Raw genomic sequence first — 24522 nt, forward strand, 5'->3', positions numbered from 1 at the left:
AGGGCCGTACCCTTGCTACAAGCACCCTAAAGCGATCGCACACAACCCAACCCAATTCCCCCACGCACCAAAGCCATTTTCAGCAACCCCAAAGCCTCAGCAGAATAGCCCCCAACCTTTCCATCGGCTATCCCTCCCCTCTCCCTGATGCTGCTGGCGAAATTCATATTCCGAAACATTGGCCATTTGTCTAGATGCCTATGGCCCCCTTCCCCTAACCCCTACCCCCAACTTTGGGGGCAGGGGAACAAGGCCCCGTAAGGATTTTCGGCTGTTTCTCCCCTCTCCCAAGTTTGGGAGAGGGGCCGGGGGGTGAGGGCCATGCAGAGGACTTGCACCATGCCAATATTTCTAAATGTTAAATTGGTCAGCAGTATCCTCCCTGGGGTGAGGGCCGGGGGAGAGGGCCATGCAAAGCCCTCAAACCGCCCAATGCTTCGCCCGCTTCACCGCCTCCTTCCACAAGCCAAAATTCTGCTGCGCCTGCTGCGCCCCCTCCCCCGGCACAAACACGCGATCGATCTGCCGCTGCGCCACCATCTCGGCATAGCTGGGGTAAAACCCCACCGCCAAACCCGCCGCAAACGCCGCCCCCTGTGCCGTCGCATCGGCGATCGCCGGACGTTCCACTTCAATCCCGGCAACATCCGCCTGAAACTGCATCAAGAAATTATTTTGACAGGCCCCCCCGTCCACCTTCAGCCGCCGGATAGGGGTACCGAGGTCGAGATTGACGCACTCCACAATCTCGCACACCTGATAGGCGATCGCCTCCAACACCGCCCGCACCATATGCTCTCGCTGTACGCCGCCGGTAATGCCCAAAAATGCGCCGCGCGCGCTCATATCCCAATGGGGAGCCCCCAAACCGCTGAGGGCAGGGACAAAAAAGACGCCGTCGCTGTCGGGGACCGAGCGGGCAATCTCCTCCGTCTCCGCAGAAGACTGAATGATTTTCAAACCATCCCGCAGCCATTGAATGCAGGCACCCCCCGTAAACATGCTGCCTTCTAGGGCATAACCCGCCTTGAATCCGCTCCCGTTCGTTTGTTCTGTCCAGGCCACCGTTGTGAGCAATTGATTCTGCGATCGCGCCATCTCTGCCCCCGTATGGGAGACCAGGAAGCAGCCGGTGCCGTAGGTGCATTTCATCAATCCGGGGCGATCGCAGCCGTGGGCAAACAGGGCCGCCTGTTGATCCCCCAAAATGGCGGTAATGGGCAGTTCTGCATCGCAAATAGAGGGTTCGAACCGGCCAAATTCCCCCAGGCTCGGCTTAATCTCCGGCAGTAGTTGGCGAGGAATGCCGAACAGATCGAGCAGCGTATCGTCCCAATCGCCCGAGTCGAGGTTGAACAGCATCGTGCGGCTGGCGTTGCTGTGGTCGGTGGCGTGAACTTGCCTGCCCGTTAGATTCCACAAGATCCAAGTGTCAATAGTCCCCGCCAAGACATTATTCAGGTCCAGATCCGGCTGAGCTTGCTTGACTTCGTTCAACAGCCAACTCAACTTGGTGGCCGAGAAATAAGCGTCCAGCACCAATCCCGTGCGTTCTGCAATCGTTTGGGCATGTCCCTCGTCCCGCAGGCGATCGCAGTTGGCCGCCGTGCGGCGATCCTGCCACACAATCGCTCTGTGCAAAGGCACTCCAGTGGCTTTATCCCAGAGCAAGCAGGTTTCCCGCTGCACCGTCAGCCCCACCGACTTGACGGCAGTAGGCGCAATGCCGGAACCGGCAAACACCTCCCGAATCACCGCTTGGGTATCCCGCCAAATTTCGCTAGCGTCGTGCTCCAGCCAGCCCGGTTGGGGATAGTACTGGGTGAATTCTTTGTATGCTTGAGCGATCGCTTGGCCGCTAGCGTCAAATAAGATGGCGCGATTGCCTGTGGTGCCGAGATCGAGGGCCAGAATATAACTCACGCAAAAACCTCTTTTTAAACGACTTTTATGTGACGCCCCCTTCTCCCAGTGCCTCTGCCCGCCCTTGCCGCATCAATAGAATCGCCTGAGAGTCTTTGAGTTCGAAGGGACCCACTTGCTCGCAGTTACCGCTTAACCCCAGACCGGGAGAGGCGATCGCCACCTTCCATTCCGCAGGCGAAATCTGCAGTAGGCGATCGAGGGAAATCTCGACGGGGTTACCCCCCATATGGGCCACAATTGCCACTTGCTCCGGCAGGCGATCGGTTTGAACGAGTTCCCGAGGTTCAGTCCGCATACCGTAGAATACCGTCGATTCTGCATTCCCCAAACACTCGAATATATCCTCTTTGGTGCGCAGATTGCGTCGCAGCCAACGGTGATGGCGGCGAAACTGGCGCACGGCTCGATTGTAAGCAGTTTGGATCGGGTCTAGGGCCAACTGGTGCAAAGACACATTGCAAATGTCGTAGCAATCTTCCATAAAGGCCCGCGCAAACCGCTGCAGCCGCTCCACATTCAGGCTGGAGAGCCCCTTCGATTTCCCCGGCTTATTGAGCTGGCTGAGGGCGCGGGCATAGGTGGCACAACTGGAGGCATAGTCCTGAATTTCGCCATCGTCCCAAGTGGAAAAGTCTACATCATCCGCCAAACAGCTCTGGCAAATGCGGGTCACCCCCTCCAAATTGAACTCCATCACGCTGATGGCTTCGTGCAGTCCTCGGATAAATGCCTTGAGCTCGTCATAGTCCGTAAAGCCGAAATGCTTCAGCCGTTCGAAATTTCCTTCAGCGGCATACATCTCCGGTGGCACCTGCCATTCTAGAAAGCCCCCCTCCTCTGCCACCACCTTGACGCCGTAATAATCATCTGTGTTGCGAACAAATCCCCAGGGCGATCGAGCGGTGGCGTTGATAAAGTCCATCGGCAGACCAGGCATAAACCCATAAGTCAGCAACGTTGTAGCGGGATTGTCGTAGGCGTTTTTCAACACCTCCTGGAGACTGTCACCCAAGTTCCAATTAATCAATCCGTCGGGATCGATCTGGGTGCCGCGACGGACGGTGTCGTGGTTGCCGCAACCCGTAATCCAATGAGATCCGTGGTAGATAGTCTCTTGCACTCGACCCCACTTATCCTCCCAAAAACCAATCAGGGCAGGCGTATTGTGGGCAAAAATGAGCGGTCCCCACTGATAGCAGTCGGGCATGATCCGAATCAGATCTAAATAGGTGGACGATTCTTCCCAACCTTCTTCCGGCCAAGGACGGCCATCTTCAAAAATGCAGAATAGCTTGCGACAGCGACCGCCAATATTCTGCTTGAGGTCCGCCATCGCCTGTAAGTAGACGTCGTCGTATTCCACTCTCCCAGAGAGAGGATTGAAAAATTTGAAATCTTGGGCGCCGTCAATCCGCAGGCCATCCACACCGGTATTCATCTTGCGCCGCTGCATCTCCAATAACATGGCCCGCACAGTGGGGTTTTGATGGTTGACATCCTGACCGTACATATTCGGGCCTTTGAGATAGCGCCCGTTCAAGAGATCGAGCACCTGGTTGTCGGCGTGACCGTAAACAATGTCATAAATCAGTTGAATGGGACCCGAGGGAAAGGTGTGCAGCGTTTCAATAAAGTCCACCAGTTCGTCGGGTCGCTGCGTTTCCAAGAGAGCGGGGTTGGTGGCAGCCATGCCGGAGAGCACAATATCGTATCCCCAGTTTTGGGTATTGGGTTTGTAGAGCACGACATCCACCTGGCTCATGCCGGGGTCGTCGTTCAGGGGCTGCCAAAATTGATGCCCTTCGCCGCGATATTCCACAGTGGGTTCCACCGGCATCAGTTGTAAGGCATCGTATTCCACATAGTTTTCTTCAGCGGGGGTAAGGGGCTCGCCAGCAGAAATTTTGGCAGCAAGATTGCGATAGACCTGGGTCAAGCCCGCGATCGAGCCTTGTTTTGAGGCCGTACCCACATGCAACTGCAGAATATTGGTGGGGGTGGGCACCCGCACGGCGGCAGAGGGGTCCATCTGCACGGGGCCAAAATGTTCTAGGTCTGCCCGCCCCCGTTGCAAGCGATTGAAATCGTATACCTCCGCTGGGGCAAATATCCCAAACGGTAAAGAGGTGGCCAGAACATCGTGAATCACCGTTCGCACGGAGAGACCCACTTCGTTGGGGTCTAAGCTTTCGCTCAAATAGCGCAGCCAATAGAGAGAGCCGAGCTGGTGGCGATCGCCAATGGTTAACCCTCGCAACACCCCCCAGACATATTCCCCCCGCTGCTCCAGTTGAATGTAGTCTCGCTGAAAGCGCACCGTTTGGCTGGGTTGGGGAAAATCCACCGGTTCTAGGGGGGTGAATACCTCCAAATAAACGTCTTTTAGCAGAATGGTGCCGGGGGCTAGTTCCGGGGCCCAGAAGCCGATGGAGACGCTGCCGTCGGGACGACAGTGCATGCCGAGCCGCGTTGCCAGTATTTGGGCTTTGCGCAACAGGGTTTCGTTGGAGGATTCAATTTCATTCGCCCAATCCAACATCTCTTGAGTGGCCTCGCGATCGAGGCGGACTGCAATGTTGGAGGCTGGCGAGATCGCCCCATCGCGAAGCTCGGACTGCCCCGCATTAGCCTGCATTCTTTGCAGGGGGTCGTCTGCATGTGCCGTGCTTACCTGGTTCAAAACGGTTCCATCCCTATGGTTGTGAATATTTGAAATCGCAAAGTCATAGCTTAGCTTCGATAAACATTCCCAATCGCGATTCCTTCACCGTATCGACTTCTGTGAATGTAATGCAAAAGCTGCAGAACCAGAAGCAATTTTTTAATATCGTACATTTTAAAGCGTTCTTCATTGAGTAGATGACCTTCTAGGGATTTCAGGGAGAATCGCAATAAAATACCTAAATCCCCGGCCGGGAAAGACTCTTGGCGTTTCAGGTCGCGATCTCTCGGGACTCGTGTATGGCATGGAATTCAACTCTTTTCCCCTACCCAGTTCCCCAAAACCCCGCTTTAGACTGATTCTTTTTTCGCTTCCACAAGTCTTATCCCAGCAATAAGCAGCTAACAAACTTAGAGCCTCGAGACTACGATCGCCTATCAACGTATCGGGCATTACAGAAGTTAACACGATGTCAATGATATTTATTGTGTTAACATGACATGGTTGTAAGGCTTGCAAAAGCCACCGTGGAATCACCTGGATCTGCTTATCTATAAAGCGTTTCAGGTTTTTTGCAGGGGTCAAATGCCGCCGTTTGGGGAGACATCTACTTTGCTTTTTCAGGTTATTCTCACAAAAATGATGTAAATTGCAAGAGAGATATCCTCAGTTTGAGGCTAGGCAGACTCACGCCCACCGCATGTTTTTAGTATCAATTCCATCCCTTTGGTACCAACCACACCGATATTTGCTGAGCTTTATCGGGTTTGCAAGCTCTTCCGACCAGTTCGAGGATGGATTGGCTGTGAAAGGTATAACATCATGTATCCCTCAATGTTCTAGAGCTCGTCCGACTGCTAAGGAGCTGAGCGTGGGGGGGATTGCAAGGTCTCTTGCGGGTGCGAGTTAAGCTGCCACCCCTCATACGGATTGTTTGTTGTATAGAAGCGCTAACGAGCGCGAGAGGATGAGTTCTAAACGCTCCCCCTACTGCTTCAATCTATCGAGACAGTCTGCAGCATTGCGGCAATTGGCAGCATCGGCAACAGTTTCGAGCACGAGTAAGCAGCATTGCGGGCGATCGCGTCGGTCCGTATTGGTAACACCCCAGACTGGTCTCGGCCTCCATTCCAGCGCGATCGCTTTGGGGCCGACGAGGGATAGTTTGCAGTCATTCAGAGTAACGTTGAGGGATTTGTAGCATGCGTGAGAAATCTTCTTTAGTCATCCTGTATCATCGCGAACCTTACGACGAGGTGCGCAAAGACGGGAAAGTTTTCTATCAAGAAAAGAAAAAGCCCAACGGCATTGTGCCCACGCTGAAAAGCTTTTTCTTGAATGCGGACCAGAGCACTTGGATCGCCTGGAAGCAAGTCACTACCCGCCAGCGGGAGACGTTTCAGGAAACCGTCTCGGTGGGCGAGGGCGAAAATTGCATCGTCCGTCGCATTCCCCTCAGCTCCCAAGAGGTGCGCGACTTTTACCACATCACCTCAAAAGAAGCCTTCTGGCCCATTTTGCACTCCTTCCCCAGCCAGTTCACTTACGACACGGCTAACTGGGAGAATTTCAAGTACATCAACCAGTTATTTGCAGATGCCGCCTGCAAAGAAGCTGCTGACGATGCCCTAATTTGGGTTCACGACTACAACCTCTGGTTGGCCCCTGCCTTCATCCGGGAGAAGAAACCCAACGTACGGATTGCCTTCTTCCACCACACCCCCTTCCCCTCCGCCGATATTTTTGGCATTTTGCCCTGGCGTCAGGCGATTGTAGATAGTTTGCTCTGCTGCGACCTGTTAGGCTTCCACATTCCCCGCTACGTGGAAAACTTTGTCTCGGCAGCCGGTAGCGTGCGCCATTTAGAGGTCCTCGAACGCGGCGAAGTGGATGATGCATTCACCAAGCTCGGTCCGGCACTGGCCCAGCGGGAAATGACCACCAAGGTGCAATACGGCGATCGCACCATTCGTCTCGACGCTTTCCCCGTCGGCACCAATCCCAAACTGATCGACAGCATCCTGGAAAAGCCGGAAACCAGCCAGCGAATTGCCAAAATTCGCGAGGAAATTGGCGATTGCAAGCTCATCCTTTCCGCCGGTCGCGTGGACTACGTCAAGGGCACCCGCGAACTGCTGCTGTCTTACGAGCGCCTGCTGGAACGACGCCCCGAACTGCATAGCAAAGTGATTTTGCTCAATGTCTCTGTAGCAGCTGCCGAAGGCATGCGAGTCTACCGAGAATACCGCCAAGAGATCGAGCAACTCGCCGGCAAGATTAACGGTCGCTTCGCCACCCTCAACTGGGTTCCCATTCGCCTGTTCACCAAGCCCTTTCCCTTCGAAGAGATCGTTGCCTATTACCGAGCTGCCGATGTCGCCTTTATTCCGCCATTGCGGGACGGTCTCAACCTGGTGGCCAAAGAATATATTGCCGCCAAACAGGGCACTGGCGGCGCTTTGATCTTGTCGGAATTTACCGGTTCTGCAGTGGAATTACCAGATGCAATTCTGGCGAACCCCCATTCCTTTATGTCCTTGAATAACAGTCTCGACGAGGCGCTGGATATGCCTCTGGAAGAGCAACAGCGGCGCATGCAAAAGCTGTACAAGGCCGTTACCCGCTATGATGTCAACCAGTGGGCCAATCACCTATTCAGAGAGGCGATGGCGATCGACAACTCGGGGGCAGAGAAGTTCTTAGCCACAATTACCTAACCGAGTAATCGTCCTGCAACTCCTCTGGCCGAGCGAAGTCAAAGCCAGATTGCCCGACCGCGAGCCCCTTTCTCCCTTGGAGACACTTTGCGAAGACTCCGCTCGGAGACGCTTACCATCCGAGCCAGCTTAGGGCGATCGCCCATCTCTGGCAAGGGTTTGCTGAATTCAAATAGAAACATGCACGACTTGCAAGCCATTCAATCTGCCCACTACGATCTGATTGTCATTGGAGGTGGCATCAATGGGGCGGGAGTCGTGCGAGATGCAGCCATGCGGGGATTGCAAGCCATCCTCATCGAGAAAGGAGATTTCGGTGGCGGCACCACCAGTTGGTCCACCCGACTGATCCACGGCGGTTTGCGGTATTTGGAGTACCTGGAGTTTCCCCTCGTGCGGGAATCACTTCGGGAACGGGAAATCTTGCTCCGCAACGCCCCCCACTTAGTCAAACCCATCCAGCTCACGTTGCCCTTCTACCGCAACCAGTCCCACAAAAGCTGGACCATTCAAGCGGGGATGTTGCTCTACGACATACTCAGTTACGACAAGTCGCTCCCCAACCACCGCATCTTAGGAACTGCCCAGTGCAAGCACCTCTTCCCCTCGCTTGCCCCCACCGATTTGCTGGGAGCAGCTCAATATTATGACGCTCAGGCGGAGTATGCCGAGCGCTTGTGCTTGGAAGTGATTCAGTCGGCGGCTGAAGTGGGGGCCACCGTTTTGAACTACACCGAAGTGACGGACGTGCAGCAGCAGAACGGCTGCATCGATCGAGTGATGTGCCGCGACGTGCTGACGGGGGTAGAGTTCGGCATCTCAGTTGGCCCCAATACGGTGGTAGTCAACACCGCCGGTCCTTGGTTAGATCGCGTCTGTCAGCTCGGAACTCGATCGGGTCAACCGCAGCCTTTGTGCGATCGCCGCTTGCTGAGTGGCACCAAAGGCAGCCACATTTTTGTCGATCCCTTCCCTGGAGCCCCCAGCACTGCCCTGTACGCAGAAGCGGCCCAAGACGGACGCCCCTATTTCATCGTTCCTTGGTTGGGGGGCTTCTTAATCGGCACCACTGATTTTCGCTACGAAGGAGATCTCGATCGCGTCAAAGCAGATAACGACGAAATCGATTACTTGATTGCAGCCACCAACGCCATGCTGCCCGCTGCCCAACTGACGCGAGAAAGCGTGCGCTTCACCTACTCGGGGGTGCGTCCCCTGCCCTATCGCGAAAGCAAAAAAGCGGGAGCTATCACCCGCAAGCACATCATTCTCGACCATGCCAAAGAGGGGGGGATCGGCAATCTGCTCTCCCTGATTGGCGGCAAACTCACCACCCACCGCAGCAGCAGCCAGGAAATGGTGGATGAGGTCTACACTAAATTGGGCAAAGCAACTCCCCCCTGCAACACGGCAGAAACCCCACTGCCCGGTGCCATCGACGCCAGCGATCCAGCGATCGCGGAGAGTTTGCAGCGCTACGGCGATCGCCTCTCTCCCCTCGCCATCTACCACTTGTTCGATCTGTATGGCAGTCAGGCCCCTGCAGTTCTGGCCTTGGGGGATAGTACCCCCGAATTATTCGAACCCATTGTCAAAGGCTTGCTCGACATTAAAGCGCAAGCAGTCTATGCCGTTCAGTGCGAATATGCCCGCACCCTGACCGATATTGCCAACCGCCGTACCGCTTTGTCGGTACTAGACCGTTACGGTTGTGAAGCGGTGAAGGCGATCGCCGATGTCTTAGTGCGCCACTGCAGTTGGGATCCCCAAACCTGCGACGCACAAATTGCCCAGCACTACACCTATATGGAGGAAAATTGCATTCCCGACTACGCCGAAGACATTCTCCCCGAGGCTTCTCGTTCTCTGCAGCCCGCTGGCTAGCGAGCGTCAGACAGTGGGTCTAGAGTCCCAGCTTCCGAAGCACTCACTGTCGCTATCTCGGACACTGACAACTCGAGCAGAGCTTTATCGGACTGTACAAATTATGCAGAATAACTTCTTTAGCGATTCCTTAGACAAAAGAAGCCTCAAACAACGCATCCGTCAATTAAGCAGAGCAAAAATTGGTTTCTATAGCATTGGGCTATATCCAGCCTCCCTGGCTTACAATTCGGCAATGCAGAAAAGTGAGAAATCTTTATTGCTTGCTCCCCGTCCGGGAAGAGAGCTGCTTGGGGCATTTTCAGAAGAAGAAATTCACGGCATGGATCCTAAGCATGTGGCCAAAATGATCCGCATGGCCCATCACAAAGAAGAAGGTCAATCTGTTCCAAACAGTTTGGAATATTTGATTCTTAGGTGCGATCTGGTGCTGTTGAGTGCGAACAGTAAATATATCGAACAAGATCTAGCTGAAGCTCAAGCCATCAAAGAAAAATTACAACGACCCAATGTCGTTTTAACCTGCTTGGCAGGCTCCTTCAACCACGATGAAGCCAAAGATGATTCATATGTATTGTGTGAGAAAAATACTAATTTAGCATTTTTCTCTGGTTTCCACAGGCATGGGGCCTTGCGCGATCCAGTTGATAGCTTTACGGCTAATTTTTGCCATCCTAATGCACTTACAGCTTTGTTAGGCGCGCACATGCTCAATAGGCTTTCTCCAAACATTCAGGTGTCCCCTGGAATTCATAATGTTGAAGCACAATATATTAAAGCTGCAAAAAACATGTCGTCCATTTTTGCGGGCTTTGGATATGAGTTCCACCAGCAAAATCCTGGTATGTTGCCAACGTTGCTGACGTTGCTTCTCAATCAGTGCCTCGATCAAGCGGCAACTGTTTCCATGTCTCGGAAAGACCGCCACAAACTTTACAATCGTCAAACGATCGCTTTGACTGAATTGGGATATGCCGTTCCGCGAATTGAAGCAACTCTAGATAAAGGTGGTTTCACCGAGAGAGCCCGCGATCATACTTTTTCTCAGCTAACAGCCATAGTAGCTGATGTACGAGGCAGTATGATGCTGCCCGTTCGAGGTCAACCCACGAGGAATTTTCAAGCTGGTCAGGCACTAGCCCGAGGAATGACAGCAAATAATCGCTGTCCTGTCAATGTTGAAGAATTCGAACAATGGTGCGAGCAGCGAGGACTCAATAAAGGTGCTTTAGAGGGGTTAAAGGCTTTAAGATATTGGCCTCAAATCGAAGAAAAATATGCCATCCCCAATCACGATGCTTCAATGGTCAATCTTTTGTACAAGGGAATATATGGCCGCGAAGAAGAAAAAGATTTTGCTTTTGAAGTCATGACTGAAAGTCGAGAATTATCGAATTATTGTCAGGAGTCAGTGCGACATACGCATAGCCGCAAATATGCCGAAGCTTTAAACAATATAGGGCGACCCGAAGCTCTGGAGCTAATTGCTAACACTATCATTGCGGACAATGCCAGAAAGGCTATTTTAAATAACGATTGCGCGATCGAAGAAAGAGAAGTTCAGCCGGACGATCCGGCATACTTACGAGTCATGGACTATATCGAACAAAGTGTGCGTAAGTCATTTGAAACTATTGGCTGCCATTCGTGAATTTTCCTTCGATTGTGGCTGTGGTCGATACGATGGTATCGCCAATTTGGATGCGATCGACCCAAGCCATGCTGTCTTCCTCGACATAGCCAAATACTGCATAGCGGCCATCCAGTTGAGGTTGATCGGAGAGGGTGAAGTAAAACTGTGACGAGGCGCTATTGGGTGCTCTCGATCGCGCCATAGCTATAGCTCCGCGAATGTGGGAAAGGGCTGGAAGTTTAGAAATGTCTGCCCTGTCAAAGAACTTGTTGTAATAGGTTTTGTATTGGGGAATGCCGTCTTTGCTGGAAAGTTTGACTGAAATCTCCAACGGGATCTGGCGGGTGCGTAGCGTCTCGGGATCGACAAACCCACCTGTGCCGTCACCTTTTGGATCGCCCCCCTGCACCACAAAAGGATCGGGCCGCGCGACCACCCGATGGAAGGTCAATCCGTGATAAAATCCGCGCTCCACCAAATCGATAAAATTGCCTGCCGTCAGAGGAGCCGCATCCCCATTCAACACAATTGCAATCGTACCCCGTCCCGCAGCAGCCGTATCCACCACCATGTCGATCTCGGCGGTTCCCTCCAGGTGGGGGCGATCGGCATATTGGGCCGCGATCGCCTCATTAGCCAGATCGACATCTGAAGTAGGCGGACCGCAGGCCGTTAAGAACGAGAAGAGCAGGACAGCCCCGCAAAGCAGCTTAAAGCCTTGGCGAATCTGACATGGCAGCGATCGCAATACTGACATCCCTAGCCTCTAACACAACTCCACCATTGTCCCCAGCTTCACTCAGCTAGACAACCTACCATCAGAACGTAAATATTTGTTATGAGATATAGGATCTCAACAAGGCCGATGAAATTTTGCATAATGCAGTTTGACTGCATCAAAAATTTGTGACTGATAGTGTGAGGGATGTTTTTTGATAACTTGTTTGAAAGTATGAGATCGTATAGATAATCGTACGAAGTAGCTCGATTCGCAATGCAACCGGAGTCAACTCTCAACCAGCTCAAAGCAGCGCAACCAGATGGCCAGCTCCCCTCCAGCTATGGCGTCTATTACAAAAGCACACTGGTGGCTCTGTGTCATGCCTTAGAAGACCAAATCCTGCAGAATGCTGCCGATGTGCCCGAGCGAGCTCCACTCGTTTTAGTCGCGTTTCAGCGGGGCAAGTGGTATCTGCAAGAAGCGGACCGGTATTTTGAGATTGCCCAATGCTCTCGGCACGTGGCGATCGCCGCTGTTCCCGACAGTGGGTTTGCCAGCCATAAAACCAGCCAACTGGATAGTGTTTCTCTGATTCATCTCGACAGTACTGACAGTTTGATCGAAGAGTGGAACCTGGTTATTCTGGCCCCCGACTATGCTGCTATGGTTCTGTGCCACGAACTGTCTCCAGAAGACTATCGAGAGGACAGTCAGCCCGAGCGGGATATGGAGCGCAAGTTTTACGGCTTGTGGACCTTCGATCGCCAGTTGGTCGATAAAACAGCAGAAATTACGATCGATCGCATGCGACCCTACAATGCTTCACTGGCAAGCGATCTGACCCAACACCGGCAGGAGATCGGCACATCGTTAAGTGCCACACCCGCCGACCTCAGTGATGTCGTAGCCCGAATCGTCACCTATTTGCAGAGCAGTCAAGAACAATTAGTCGCAGTCAGTCGTCAAACCCGCGAACTGTGGGAATTGGAAGGACAAGCTCAACGGCTCAATCGCAATTTCACAGCCAATAAGCTACAAGCATTTTTGCGCATGGCCCAACAAGTCGACGAAAAAGATCGCGACAATCCCGTTGCGTCTCTGCAGGTGTCTGCCCTAGCCGAAGTGTTAGGACAGATTTTGGATCTACCCACCCTGCGATTGAGGCGTTTGCGGCTCGCTGGATTGCTCTTCCGCATCGGGCTGGCAAAAGCCCCTGCCGAAGTTTTCAGCCAAACCGATCGCCAGCTCGACGAAATCAGTCCGACGTTTTGGCGCGATCGCTCCTCCATCGGCGCTCAGCTCCTTTCATCCATGCCAGAGTTGGCATCCGTCACCCAAATCGTCTTGCATCAGCTAGAACGATGGGACGGCAGCGGTCGGCCCAATGGCCAACAAGGGGAGGAGATTCCGCTTGAATCGCGCATCTTGGGATTAGTGGCATATTTTCAGGAATTGACTCAGCCCAGAGGCGATCGGGCGGCCTTCAGTCCGGCAGAGGCACTCGAACACTGCGAAGCAGCTAGAGGCACTCGCTTCGATCCGGCTTTGGTAGAGTCGCTCGGTTCGGTCATCCGTTTAGTTGAATTGGGCCTCATGCAGTTACCAGACCGTCCCAGTCAAATTCCTACCGTCTGGTTGGAAGAAACTGCAGAGACCAGTTCCGCTCGACCGGGAGTTGCACCATGAGCGATGTGATGTCTTTCGATCTGACAGCAATTCGGAGCGGCAAAGTGAAAGTGCTGGCCAGTGCCAACTTGGCAGGGGTCGATTTAACTGGAGCGCAGTTGTCGGATTGCGATTTTTCCCAAGCGACCTTAACCGGGGCCAACCTAGCCGGTGCGAATCTGGTGCGGGCGGTTTTGCGGGCGAATCTGCGCGGTGTAGATTTAAGCGGGGCTAACCTTGCCGGAGCAGATTGTCGCAATGCCGATTTGAGAGGGGCGCTCTTGTCAGACATTGAGTGCCATCAAATCAGCTTTGCTGGAGCATTTTTGGCTGGGGCCAACTTTGGCAACCTCGATCTCACTGCTGCCGACTTTCGAGGCGCAGATTTGCGAGGTGTCAATTTAGAGGGAGCGATTTTGCGGCAAGTGGACTTCAGCAATGCCAATTTGTCTGGGGCAAATCTATCGCAAGTGGATTTAGAAGAAGCAAACCTGTCTGGTGCGGTGCTGCGCGGTGCAAATCTAAGTCGGGCAAATCTTCTGTGCGCTCGGGTGGAGCAAGCGGTCTGGACTGGCGCTCTTCTGCAAGGGGCTTGTCTAGAAGGCACCTCTCTAACGGCAATCCAGCACGATACAAAAACTGGCGACTGAGAGTGACACTTCACTTGAGGAGTTCTGCGAACAACTCTGCAGTGGAGGCTTTAAAGCTCGGTTCTGTGCTTGGCGATCGAGACCGGTTCATTCGCAAATCGATCGGAGCCTTGCGAAGCGACTCCATCCACAGGATGTTGCTGTTGAGCTGGAAGGGGAGTGATATCTTGCCAAAGTCGCATTAGCGCAGGCACAACCGTAGGAGTCAACAGTGTGGAAAGGGCTAGCCCCCCCGTAAGAGCAATTCCCAGTCCTCGATAGAGTTCTGCCCCCTGCCCCGGTAAGAGTGCCAGAGGCAGCATTCCGAGCACACTCGTTCCGGCAGACATAAAGATTGGCCGGAGGCGATCGCGAACTGCCCGTTCTAGTGAGGCGTCCAAACTGTACCCTTCTTCCCGCTGCAACTGGAGTGCGCGATCGACCAAGAGAATGGCATTGTTAACCACGACACCGGTCAGAATCACAAATCCCAAGCCGGTAATCATGTCTAGAGGAACGACCTCACCCGGCATAGCATTGGCGATCGCTAAACTCACGACCGCGCCCGTCATTCCCACGGGCACTGTCACCATGATGATTAAGGGATAGCTGAAGGAGCGATAGAGGGCTACAAGTAACAAATACGTGACTGCGAGCGAAAGTGCAAATGCCGAGGCCAACTGCGAGAGCGTTTCGGCCAGAACGTCAGCAGAACCGGCTAGTTCGGCTCGAAAACCGGAGGGGAGCGTTCCTCGTAGGGGTTCGAGGATTCGTTCTTCTGCGGTCTCTAGTAAAGCGCCAAGGGGAGCCTCCCGCGCAACCCGCACCGTTAGAGTCACAGCCCTTTCGATCCCGACATGATTGATAGTGTCGGGTCCCGTGGTTTCCAGCACTTCCGCAACGTCAGCCAACTGTACCTGACGCCCCTCGCCTGTATAGATCGCTAGCTGACGCAACTCCTCGGGGGTACTGACAGCGGTATCCTTCAGCTCGACGGTGACATCCAACTCTCGTCTGCCATCCACAAACTCCGAGGCTTGCAATCCCCCCAAGGCCGATTCCACGACAGCGCCGAGTTCTGCCTCGGAGAGTCCGACTTCCGCAAGGCGCGTTCGATTTGGAATCACTTGTAGTTCGGGCGCTCCCAAAACGAAGTCAGAGCGCACATTCTGCACCCCGGGCAGCGCGCGCAGCTCCTGGCCCACTTGTTGCTGAAGTCGATCCAGGCGATCCAAATCTTGGCCGATGAGTTGCACTTCAAATTCTTTACCGGGATCCTGAAAGATGGAAACGCGAATCGGGACCATGAACCGATAGCCGGGAAAGTTGGAACTGGCCTCCCGCAGGCGATCGACCAGGGCATTGAGATTTTTGCTAGTGGACTGCTCGGGATCTAGGAAAGCACCAATCGCTCGCAACCCAGGACGAAGGACAAAGATGGTGCGAATAATGCCTGGCTGTTCGCTGACGAGCCGACTGGGTTCTTCTGCCAGCCGCAAGGCTTCAGGAATACTGGTACCGGGCAAGGGCTCTGCAAGCCAGAGAACTAGATTCCGATTCCCCTCGGGCAAATAATCAGCGGCGGGGAGCAGGGGGAAACTCGCCAAAAGCAGAGTCAGAGGGATGGCCAGTACGGCCAAGCGTCGGCCAGCACGGCGGGGTCCCAAAGACCAGCGAACCGTTGCCAGCAAAAAGCGCTCCAGTTGTCCTTGCAGCCAGCAGAAGGCGATCGAAGCTCGAGAAATCCCCCTCTCCAGCGGATTGCCCCCCCGATAGACATTTCCTTGAAGCATTTGCTGCGCTTCGGCCCGGTGCAAAAATAGCCCGGAAAGCATGGGTACCAGCGTAAGGGCAGCAAACAAGGAAAACAGAACCGCCGCCGATAAGGCAATGCCAATGTCAAAGAACAGTTGTCCGGCTTCCCCCTTGACGAGCACGATCGGTGCAAAAACTGCCACTGTCGTCAGAGTGGACGCCAGCATGGCCGATCCAACTTCCTGAGTGCCATCAATGGCGGCGCGAACAGGCGATTTGCCCCGCTGCATGTGGGAAAAGATATTTTCTAGGACCACGATCGCGTTGTCCACAACCATTCCCACGGCAAAAGCCAATCCGGCGAGGCTAATCGTGTTGAGGGAGCGCCCCAGAGCCGCGAAGACAATAAATACCGAGATCGTGGTGGCGGGAATGGTCAGGGCAATGACTGCAACGGTGCGGATGGAACCCAAGAACAAGAGCAACACCAGGGATGCCAGCATGGCCCCTATCATTAAGTTCCCCTGGACAAAGGAGATAGCGAGGTGGATGTAGTCATTCTCGTCATAGGGAATGTCAAAGCGCACTCCCTCGCCCTCCCGGTCGAAGCGCTCTTCCAATTCGGCGATCGCCTCTCGAATGCCCCTAGAGATTTCAGGGACGTTCCCCCCCACCTGGCGAATGATGCCAACAGCCACGGCAGGTTCTCCATCCCGCACGAGAGCGCGATCTTGTATTTCTCGCCCCATCTGTGCCGTAGCCACATCTGAGAGATAAACTGTCCCGGCAGCATCTCGGCGCAGCACCAACCCCTCCAACTGCTTGACATCGGTGGCGCGGCTGACGGTCCGCACCCGATATTCCCGCCGCCCCAGCACGAGGGGTCCCCCTCGGATATCTCGATTGTTCTGACGCAAGGTTTGAACCACATCGGCGATGGTCAGATTCCGATCGGCTAGCGCCTGGGGATCGACGATGACCTCTACTTCTCGCTCTCGGCCCCCCGAGACAAATAACTGACCGACCCCTTCAACCTGGCGATAGCGGGGAATCACCACATCATCGACCAAGTCTCGGTAGCGATAATCATCTGCCGCAAATCCTTCCTTGGGAACCAAAATAGTCCACATCATGGGGCGACTGCTGCCGCTGACAATCTCGACATCGGACTCATCTGCTTCTACCGGCAACGATTCCACCTGTTGCAGCTTGTTGAGCACGTCAACAAAGCGTTCGTCAATGTCGGTGCCCCAACGAAACTCTAGATTGATGCTGCTCCGTCCTGTCTGACTGGTGCTGGTCATTTCCTGCACCCCTTGAACTTCTTCTAGCAGGTCTTCAATGGGGCGGGTGACCAGGTTCTCCACTTCTGCGGGGCTGGCCCCTGGATAGGGCGTTGTGATGGAGATCTCGGGGCGATCGCCGCCGGGTTGCAGTTCCAAGGGGAGATTCAGCAGGGAGAGAACCCCAAACAGAGCCAGCAAGCAAAACAAAACAAACGTTCCGTGCCGCCAGCGAACGGCGGTTTCGATGAGTCTCATGGCATATCTCTCGAGGGCTATTGGGCGAGGCTGACGGCATCAACTTGCCGAGGGATGACTTTCACTGGAGCACCATTTTGCAGGCCGTCTCCCCCCTGAACCACAAGGGTTTGGCCGGTCTGAAGTTCGGGATGAGCGATCGCCATCTGCTCGCCCATGTCGGCGAGGGGGCTGACCTCGAGCTCTCGGGCAGTGCCATCATCGTTAACCGTAAAGACAACCCAACGGGTTCCCTGGCGGGTCAGGGCATCTCGGGGAACCACAAAGCCTTCCGTTTGCACGGGGAGCGCAATTTCCCCTCGGACTGCCATACCGGGTACCAGATCTGCTGAGGGAGTATCGAGTTGAATCCGGACTTCCTGTCGGCGGGAGGTTGAATCTGCAGTCGGAATGATGGCGTCGATCGGAACTTGTAGCTGCCAGTTTGGTAGAGCGCGGCTAGAGAGGGAAACCTGCATCCCCACTTCGACCTGGTGACTTAGCTCTTCCGAAACTTCTAAGAAAATATCCAAGGTATTGCTGTCCACAATGGTCAAGATAGGATCTCCGGCTTCCAGATAATCTCCGTTGCTGGCCGAGCGGGACTGAACAACCCCTGCCGTGGCCGCCCGTATCTCGGTTCTCTCCAACACCAACTGAGCTTGCTCGACGGCGATCTGATTTGCCGCGACGATAGCCCTTTGGGCCGCAATTTCCTCCAATCTGGGTCCGGCGGTGGCTTCAGCAAGAGCAGCCTCAGCTTCTAAGCGAGCGCCCATCGCGGCATCGGCCTGGGTTTGCGTTTCAATCAGCAAGCGCCGCGAGAGAGCTCCCTCTGCTACGAGGGCTTGCGTGCGTGCGTAATTGTCAAGAGCTTCTAACTCTCTAGCTCTGGCGGACTGAAGGGCAGCTTGACGTTGGGCAATCGTTTCTTGACGGGTGCCCGCCTCCAAGCGAGCCAGTTCGCTTTCTGCCTCTGCCAGACGGGCTCGAGCTTGGGATAGGGCCAGTTGCTGATCTAAATTGTCCAAAACCGCCAGGAGAGTTCCTGCCTGCACTCTGTCGCCGGGCTGCACGAGGATCTCCTGGACGGTTCCCTCTGTCCGAGGACGAATCACAGCACTACTACGGGGTTCCACCTGCCCAATCAGCCTCACCTGCCGGACACCGTTGCCTCGGGTAAGAGCAATGGTTTCAACAGCGCGAGCTGGGGGACCTTGCTCGGTCGCTGCTGCAAGGCTGGATTGGTTTTGTGACACTGGCAAGGAGCGTCCAACTAAGATCCCGCCCCCCAACAGAATGACTGCCAGAAGATATCCCGTCCAGCGGGGCCGACCGGAGACCATTTGAGGAAGGGAGCTGGGGTCAACTGAAGCTCGGTCTAGAAGAGCTGGCTGATTTTCACGGGCAGACATCGGAAACTCCGCCGGACTATGCCGATTAGGTAGCAGTCTTAGCAGCGATCGCTCGGGCAAATGCTGCTCTTTGTATTGTTTAGTAAACTTATGTGCCCTACTTTAACAATGAAATATGACAGAAAAATGATAGGAAAATGACAGGAAAAACTTACAAACCGCGCGATCGCCCAGAACTACAGGGCAATTCGATGAGAAAAACCGTTCCGGCGTCCAGCCCCGCCACCTGAGCATCGAGTCGTGTCTTTGGCGGTCAGCATCGAGATGGGGGCAGTTTTCCCGAGGGCGAGAAACTCTTGGCAGAGGGTAATTGTGATGGAGATTGAAACCTGATTGACTGATAAAACATGACTGACAAAGCCCTGAAGCCCCTTCCTGGCAAGCCTTCTAGGCTGCCAACAGGCACTCTACCTTTGTTGTAAGCTTAAAGCCTTTTATCATATAGCTTTCAGCGGCGTCGGGACAAACTATTGTCAGTCAACCAGGTCGCCGTAGGTGGAGAGCCCCGTACATTGAAAGTGTGGCAACCGCTAGAGGGACTTACCCCAACAGGCTTCGGCATTGTCAATAGATTGCTGTCACAACAAAGCCCCCATATCGAAAGCGTCAAGACACCTCATATCATCCAATAAGCAAATAGAGAGTACAGTGCGCCATTGATTAGCATAAAGATATGCAAAGCTTGAACAGGCAAAGCAATGTTTTGTTTCGAAATCTAACTTTCTTCCCTTTAAGTCGAACTGTCGCTATAGGAAACAGCTATGCTCAGCGAGAAGGTCGCTAAATATAGAGTGTTTGTCTGGCTAAAACTGAGCCTGTAAATTAGCCTATCTAGCTGTTCGTTATCTGTTAGAGTGGTCTGTTAAAAGCACCTGTCTGTCAGGTACTGCACTCTTATTATGTAGACTCTACTCTGAAGCTATGCATAGATTCAGAGTAGGAATTCAAGGGAGAGAAGTTAAAATTCCTAGAACTATGACGTAACTAGCCATCTTCTGGAGCCGTTGATGGGCCTGAAATCGCCGCATCTGTTACTTGCATCTTCAAATCCTAATCGGATGCTTGCCAACCTTTCCCATATTCTAGATGCTTCAGCATGTAATGTCATCAGAAGTGAAATCGATAAAAATGTAAAACTACTGTTTGATCTTGGAGAATCACATTACCTTTTTGCAAAACAATTAGCAAAAAGTCATTGGCGGCAAAGGATTTCCAGGCTTTATTATGGCGCTTATAATGCTAGGCGCGCTATAAATCTTCATGAGGATGGTTCTTTTGGAACAGATGTAGACGATCATAAAAAGACTGGACTCCCAGATAAACTAAACAATTCTAGTACCTATACAAATCAGCTTCGAGTTTTACGAGAGGATAGAAATCTATCAGATTACGATCACACCGCCTCTGAGGCTGACCTGGTTCTTACACAAGATGAAGCAGAACGATTTGTCACAGACTTTCTGAAGGATGCGCGGTTGTACTTAGTTAGTAGAGGAATAGCTTTATGAGTACAGGTTCAACAATAACGGTAGACCAGGACAAATATTTAGAAGAAGTAATAAGCCAATTCAAGCAAACAACCCGACTGACTCAGGTTGCATATGATACAAAAGAACGATCTGAAGGCAACTATCTGATTATCTACCTACACAATCCAACTGATCGCTTCTTTAAGTTACTTGAGCAAGGTTTAGACACCTTACCCGAAGAAAACCCCTATAAGAAAAGAACGACAATCAAGAAAAGGGTATCAAAATCTAGCAATCGACTTCAATTGCCAGAAACGCAATTTTTGAGAACGGTTCTATCTGAGAGTCTTACTGTAACTGAACACAGCTTTGCCGATGATTTTTTTACAAGATATATTAGGTCGGTGTCTGGAGATGAGGAACAAATTATAAGTCAAGGAAATCATATTGTTTATGGACGAAGAGGGGCGGGAAAATCAAGCCTTCTAGCCTACTTGATGCATAGGCTACGTCAATTGCCTTCTCCTTATGCCTGGGTAACAATACAAACTTACAGTGGACGAAAGGATATATCGACTATATCTGAAGTGCTGATTGATATCATAGATCAATTGAAGAGATATGCTTCCGATAAAAGTGGGTTTGACGCATTATTAATTAATCTTGAAGAGATTCTTGACAAAAACGATGATGAGTTGATTGAGCAACTTAACCGATTGATTCCTCGGATAAGGAGAGCTTTTGGTAAAATTGTCTCAGAGAGCGGAATATTTGTTTTTCTGGATGATATACATGTTATTTCAGAAGTACTTCAGCCTATCTTGTTAGATAAACTATATTCTATCTGTCGAGGGAACCGAGTCTTCTTGAAAATTTCTGGTATTGAGCAGTTTGTTAAATTACGAGACCCCGCTTCACGCCAAGGACTTGAGACGCCAGGTGACATTCAAGTAATTCGGCTAGATTACAATCTAACGATGCCAGATAAATCCAAGAATCATATTCAGGAAATCTTAAATTCACATGCAACTTATTGTGGCCTTCAAAGTGTAGATTATATTTGTGGAAAGGGTGTAATAGATCGTTTGGTCTGGGTGGCAGCAGGGGTTCCACGCGATGCGCTCTATTTGTTCGCTAGGGCAATTAGTGAGTCTAGTGTAAAAGGCAATAAAAAGGTTTCTGTTACTAGTGTGAATGTCGCTGCGTCTGAAATGACCGAAGAGAAACTCCGAGATATTAAGATTGATGCTTCCGGTAAATATGAGGAGGTCAATCAGCTCCTAGAGTCAATTCGAAACTTCTGTGTTACCGAGAAACGTAAAAATGTCTTCCTGGTAGAGATTCAAAATGAAAGTCCAGCTTTTCATAAAATTGAGGAGTTGATAGCTCTACGTCTCCTTCATATTTTATCTTCTGGCTTTACGCCGAAAGAGGTTGGCAGACGTTATATGGCTCTTATGCTAGATTACGGATTTTACGTAGGCCTACGTACTGCAAAGAGTATAGACCTATTTGCAAAAGAGCCTAAGCCCTTACAAGCTCAAGAGCTACGAAAATTCCCTAGATTTAAACTGCCTACGGCTGGTTGACTTGTATCTTGGGGTTAGCTGAAGCAGAGAGTAGCACTGAGACTCTGCGACAGCTTACAAGGGAAGGAAAGGATGGATGAGACTGGTGGTTGACTGAGGCCGACGAGCCTGGTTGTCAGATAAGCGTCCATCCCTTCGCCATCAGCCAGTTCACCGAAACTGGACAGCATCTGAGGAAGATGAGCTTGGATACACAAGAATAGTTCGGAAACTGGTTTGTCTCAAGAGTCGTTGATTAGCGAGGTTCAGCCATGTCTGAGACTGTACTTGGAATCGATGTTAGCAAAGCGAAGTTGCAGGTTTGCTTGCTCACACCGGATAGCAAGGTTTATTCCCATAGCTTTGACAACACTATTTCCGGTCACCAGACTTTGCTTGACTGGCTGGAGCAAGCAGATGCTGGTAAAGTACATGCTTGTCTGGAATCCACAGGGAATTATGGCAAAGCGATCGCCCACACTTTGTGGGAACGCGACCATCGGATCAGTATCGTTAACCCCAATCGCATCAAGGGTTTTGGAGCGAGCCTCATGCAGCGCACCAAAACCGATGCGATGGATGCTCTGACCATTGCCCGCTTTTGCGCCACTCTCAAGCCAGAGTTGTGGGCTCCCCCAACTGCTGAAATCGAACAGTTGCAGGAATTGATGCGGCGACTGAGTGCTGTAGAGGCCATGCAACAGCAGGAGAGCAACCGACTGGTGCAGTCGGTAACGTTGTGGTCCAGCAATCTATCCAGCGCAATATCGACCATTTGGAGGCCGAAATCGAGCATCTGAAAACGACGATTCGCAACCATATCGACCAATATCCGCATCTACGCGAGCAGCAAGAGCTGCTCACCTCGATTCCAGGCATCGGCGAGAAAACAGCGGCTCAATTGTTAGCAGAACTAGGAGAGATTGAAGCGTTTGAGAGCGCCAGACAACTTGCGGCCTATTGTGGATTGACTCCTCGCGATGGGAAACACAGCCTTGGTCTTAATCACCTTGCGCAGAGAGCGGTTGAGGGATTCGATGGCATTGGTGGTGTAGATGACTTTGCGAATGGCCATAGGGTAGTCAAATATCGGAATAATATTCTCCCAATGGCGAATCCAGATTTGGCTAATGGCTGGGTACTTCTCATCCCATTTGGCAGCAAAGGCATCGAGGGCGGCTTCGGCCTCTTCTAAAGTGGCCGCTTGGTAGATGGGTTTGAGGTCCGCGACCACGGCTTTACTCTCCTTCCAAGGCACGTAGCGCAGGCAATTGCGCAGCAGATGGACAATGCACAGCTGCACCTGGGTGTGGGGATAAACTGCCCCGATCGCCTGGGGGAACCCCGTCAAGCCATCGCAGCAAGCAATCAGGATATCCTTGAGCCCCCGATTTTTGAGGTCGGTGAGCACTTTGAGCCAGAACTTTGCCCCCTCGGCTTCAGCCTCTCCTACCCATAAGCCCAGTAGCTCCTTGTGGCCGTCAAGGTTAACCCCCAGCACGACGTACACGGCTCGCTTGCTCACCCGCCCTGACACCTTGACGTTGACGTAGAGAGCGTCGAGGTAAACGATCGCATAGAGCGGCTCTAACGGGCGGCTCTGCCAAGCTTTGACCTCGTCGAGCACCGCATCGGTCACTTCGCTGATGAGGGCGGCTGAGACCTTCGCTCCATAGAGCTCTTCTAGCTGGGCACTGATGTCTCTCACGCTCAGCCCACGGGCGTACATCGCGAGGATCTTTTCATCTAATCCCGCCAGTCGTCTCTGGTGCTTGGGCACCAGGATGGGCTCGAACGCACCCTGGCGATCGCGAGGGATCGACAGCTCCATTTCCCCTTGTTCGCTATGGATGGTTTTCTTCGAGAAGCCATTGCGGCTATTGCGTTGTGAGGGGTGGACTGGGTCCTGTTCGCTGCTCTGCTGGGCCTCTTCTGTTTTGAGATGGTGGCTCAGCTCCCCCACTAAGGCTCGTTCGAATAGCCGCTTGCTCAGTTGTTTGAGCAAACCTAACTCCCCGAGGATGTCCTCCGGGGTTCGATACTTCCACTAGCAGCTCGTCGAGCAGTTCATCCACTCGTTTGCTGGCTTGCTTTCGTAAGATCATCCTGCGGTCTCCTTGGTTGTTCGGATTCTAGACCGCTTACACAAAATTCTGAACTGTCTCCGGCAGTCGGGGACTTCGGTGCACAAGCGACCCTGTCTGTCGCGCGTCGGCAATGCTCGCTTACGCAAGGCATTGTACATGCCAGCCATATGCGCCAGTCGCTATAACCCTGTATTGCGAGAGTTCTACCAACGCTTACTAGAGCGGGGCAAGAGCAAGATGGCTGCAGTGGGAGCGGTCATGCGCAAGCTCTTACATATCGTTTATGGCGCGCTCAAGCACAACCGTCCGTTTGACCCAAACTACTCGGCTCATTCTCAATGCAGTTAGACACAAGTTCAACTTGTCTTGCCAAACAAGACAGCATCTGACAATAGTTTGTCCCGAAGCCGCTGAAAGCTATATGACAAAAGGCTTTCAGCTTATAACAAAGGTAGAGTGCCTGTTAGCAGCCTAGAAGGCTTGCCAGGAAGGGGTCTCAGGGCTTTGTCAGTCATGTTTTATCAGTCAATCAGCTTCTCTCCACTCAGCCAACGCTGCTCGAAACAGTGGCTTGTAGAGTCGATGGATGTTGATGCGAGAGTTATTGAGCCAGCGGCTGATGCGTCTCTGTTTGCTTTGAGCGTATCGACCTTGGCAGGGGAAGTAGGGCAGCCAGCGAGTAAGATTGACTTCACCTGTTTGAAGCAGCGACATGACCACCCACAGGCAAGTGGTCAGATGGGCTTGGTGCATCCACGGGCAGGCTTGCCCCAACCAAGTCTTCAATGCATTGTAGAGAGAAGAGTTTTTTTCACAGTACTCTTCAGTCTTGAGTGGTTTCTTGTCTGAGCGTGCTGGCTCCCCTTCCTTT

General features: G+C 52.6%; 16 protein-coding genes and 2 pseudogenes. 11 read left to right on the top strand and 7 right to left on the bottom strand.

Features of this window, described 5'->3' with window-relative positions; genetic code table 11:
- Nucleotides 1-420: 420 nt before the first annotated feature.
- On the bottom strand, nucleotides 421-1923 hold the full coding sequence (gene glpK / locus SYN7336_RS04065) for a glycerol kinase GlpK (RefSeq protein WP_017324647.1): 1503 nt from the start codon (nucleotides 1921-1923) through the stop codon (nucleotides 421-423).
- Between the two features lie 25 nt (nucleotides 1924-1948).
- Complete coding sequence (gghA, locus tag SYN7336_RS04070) at nucleotides 1949-4606, bottom strand: glucosylglycerol hydrolase (RefSeq protein ID WP_017324648.1); 2658 nt, start codon at nucleotides 4604-4606, stop codon at nucleotides 1949-1951.
- 949 nt (nucleotides 4607-5555) lie between these two features.
- Between gghA and SYN7336_RS32145 the strand changes: the two genes are divergently transcribed.
- The 4 genes from SYN7336_RS32145 (at nucleotide 5556) to SYN7336_RS24385 (ending at nucleotide 10840) form a co-directional block, all read left to right on the top strand.
- Nucleotides 5556-5789 (top strand): hypothetical protein, encoded by a 234-nt coding sequence (locus SYN7336_RS32145; protein WP_156820019.1) that lies wholly within the window; start codon nucleotides 5556-5558, stop codon nucleotides 5787-5789.
- Nucleotide 5790: 1 nt separating this feature from the next.
- Complete coding sequence (gene ggpS, locus SYN7336_RS04075; RefSeq protein WP_017324649.1) at nucleotides 5791-7305, top strand: glucosylglycerol-phosphate synthase; 1515 nt, start codon at nucleotides 5791-5793, stop codon at nucleotides 7303-7305.
- Between the two features lie 180 nt (nucleotides 7306-7485).
- The gene (locus SYN7336_RS04080) at nucleotides 7486-9189 is read left to right on the top strand and encodes a glycerol-3-phosphate dehydrogenase/oxidase (RefSeq protein ID WP_017324650.1); all 1704 of its coding nucleotides are present in this window, start codon (nucleotides 7486-7488) and stop codon (nucleotides 9187-9189) included.
- A gap of 103 nt (nucleotides 9190-9292) precedes the next feature.
- Complete coding sequence (locus SYN7336_RS24385; protein WP_017324651.1) at nucleotides 9293-10840, top strand: hypothetical protein; 1548 nt, start codon at nucleotides 9293-9295, stop codon at nucleotides 10838-10840.
- On the opposite strand, the gene SYN7336_RS24390 is transcribed toward SYN7336_RS24385, so the two are convergent.
- A complete protein-coding gene (locus SYN7336_RS24390; protein WP_017324652.1) occupies nucleotides 10821-11579 on the bottom strand; it encodes a peptidylprolyl isomerase in 759 nt (252 codons plus the stop codon). The genes SYN7336_RS24385 and SYN7336_RS24390 overlap by 20 nt on opposite strands.
- 237 nt (nucleotides 11580-11816) lie before the next feature.
- Between SYN7336_RS24390 and SYN7336_RS04095 the strand changes: the two genes are divergently transcribed.
- Both SYN7336_RS04095 and SYN7336_RS04100 read left to right on the top strand, forming a co-directional pair.
- Nucleotides 11817-13229, top strand: coding sequence for an HD domain-containing phosphohydrolase (locus tag SYN7336_RS04095; protein ID WP_017324653.1), 1413 nt, complete (start codon nucleotides 11817-11819; stop codon nucleotides 13227-13229).
- Nucleotides 13226-13858 carry a pentapeptide repeat-containing protein gene (locus tag SYN7336_RS04100; RefSeq protein ID WP_017324654.1) on the top strand — a complete coding sequence of 211 codons (633 nt, stop codon included), beginning with the start codon at nucleotides 13226-13228 and terminating at the stop codon, nucleotides 13856-13858. Before SYN7336_RS04095 ends, SYN7336_RS04100 begins: the two co-directional genes overlap by 4 nt.
- 50 nt (nucleotides 13859-13908) lie before the next feature.
- Here SYN7336_RS04100 and SYN7336_RS04105 read toward each other — a convergent pair whose 3' ends face one another.
- Together SYN7336_RS04105 and SYN7336_RS04110 are read right to left on the bottom strand one after the other, a co-directional pair.
- The gene (locus SYN7336_RS04105) at nucleotides 13909-17133 is read right to left on the bottom strand and encodes an efflux RND transporter permease subunit (protein WP_017324655.1); all 3225 of its coding nucleotides are present in this window, start codon (nucleotides 17131-17133) and stop codon (nucleotides 13909-13911) included.
- A gap of 17 nt (nucleotides 17134-17150) precedes the next feature.
- Nucleotides 17151-18527, bottom strand: coding sequence for an efflux RND transporter periplasmic adaptor subunit (locus tag SYN7336_RS04110; protein ID WP_026100678.1), 1377 nt, complete (start codon nucleotides 18525-18527; stop codon nucleotides 17151-17153).
- Between the two features lie 1007 nt (nucleotides 18528-19534).
- On the opposite strand from SYN7336_RS04110, the gene SYN7336_RS04115 reads away from it, so the two are divergent.
- The 4 genes and pseudogenes from SYN7336_RS04115 to SYN7336_RS32895 all read left to right on the top strand — a co-directional run.
- Nucleotides 19535-20035, top strand: coding sequence for a hypothetical protein (locus SYN7336_RS04115; RefSeq protein ID WP_156820020.1), 501 nt, complete (start codon nucleotides 19535-19537; stop codon nucleotides 20033-20035).
- Nucleotides 20032-21585, top strand: a complete 1554-nt coding sequence (locus SYN7336_RS04120; protein WP_017324658.1) for an ATP-binding protein — start codon at nucleotides 20032-20034, stop codon at nucleotides 21583-21585. The genes SYN7336_RS04115 and SYN7336_RS04120 overlap by 4 nt, the downstream gene beginning before the upstream one ends.
- Nucleotides 21586-21836: 251 nt before the next feature.
- Entirely contained in the window at nucleotides 21837-22364 is a 528-nt protein-coding gene (locus SYN7336_RS24395; RefSeq protein ID WP_051039748.1) for an IS110 family transposase, read from the top strand.
- Nucleotides 22304-22486 (top strand): annotated as a pseudogene (locus SYN7336_RS32895) (transposase); the annotation flags it as partial. The gene SYN7336_RS24395 and the pseudogene SYN7336_RS32895, both read left to right, overlap by 61 nt.
- A gap of 60 nt (nucleotides 22487-22546) precedes the next feature.
- Here the strand turns inward: SYN7336_RS32895 and SYN7336_RS24400 are convergent.
- Nucleotides 22547-23669: pseudogene (locus tag SYN7336_RS24400) on the bottom strand (IS256 family transposase); the annotation flags it as partial.
- 12 nt (nucleotides 23670-23681) lie between these two features.
- Between SYN7336_RS24400 and SYN7336_RS28615 the strand changes: the two are divergent.
- Nucleotides 23682-23999 carry a transposase gene (locus tag SYN7336_RS28615; protein ID WP_071590738.1) on the top strand — a complete coding sequence of 106 codons (318 nt, stop codon included), beginning with the start codon at nucleotides 23682-23684 and terminating at the stop codon, nucleotides 23997-23999.
- A gap of 177 nt (nucleotides 24000-24176) precedes the next feature.
- Here the strand turns inward: SYN7336_RS28615 and SYN7336_RS04135 are convergent, their stop codons facing one another.
- Entirely contained in the window at nucleotides 24177-24437 is a 261-nt protein-coding gene (locus tag SYN7336_RS04135) for a hypothetical protein (RefSeq protein ID WP_193789875.1), read from the bottom strand.
- Nucleotides 24438-24522: the final 85 nt, after the last annotated feature.

This window comes from Synechococcus sp. PCC 7336 (genome assembly GCF_000332275.1).
Taxonomy (GTDB): Bacteria; Cyanobacteriota; Cyanobacteriia; order Thermostichales; family PCC-7336; genus PCC-7336.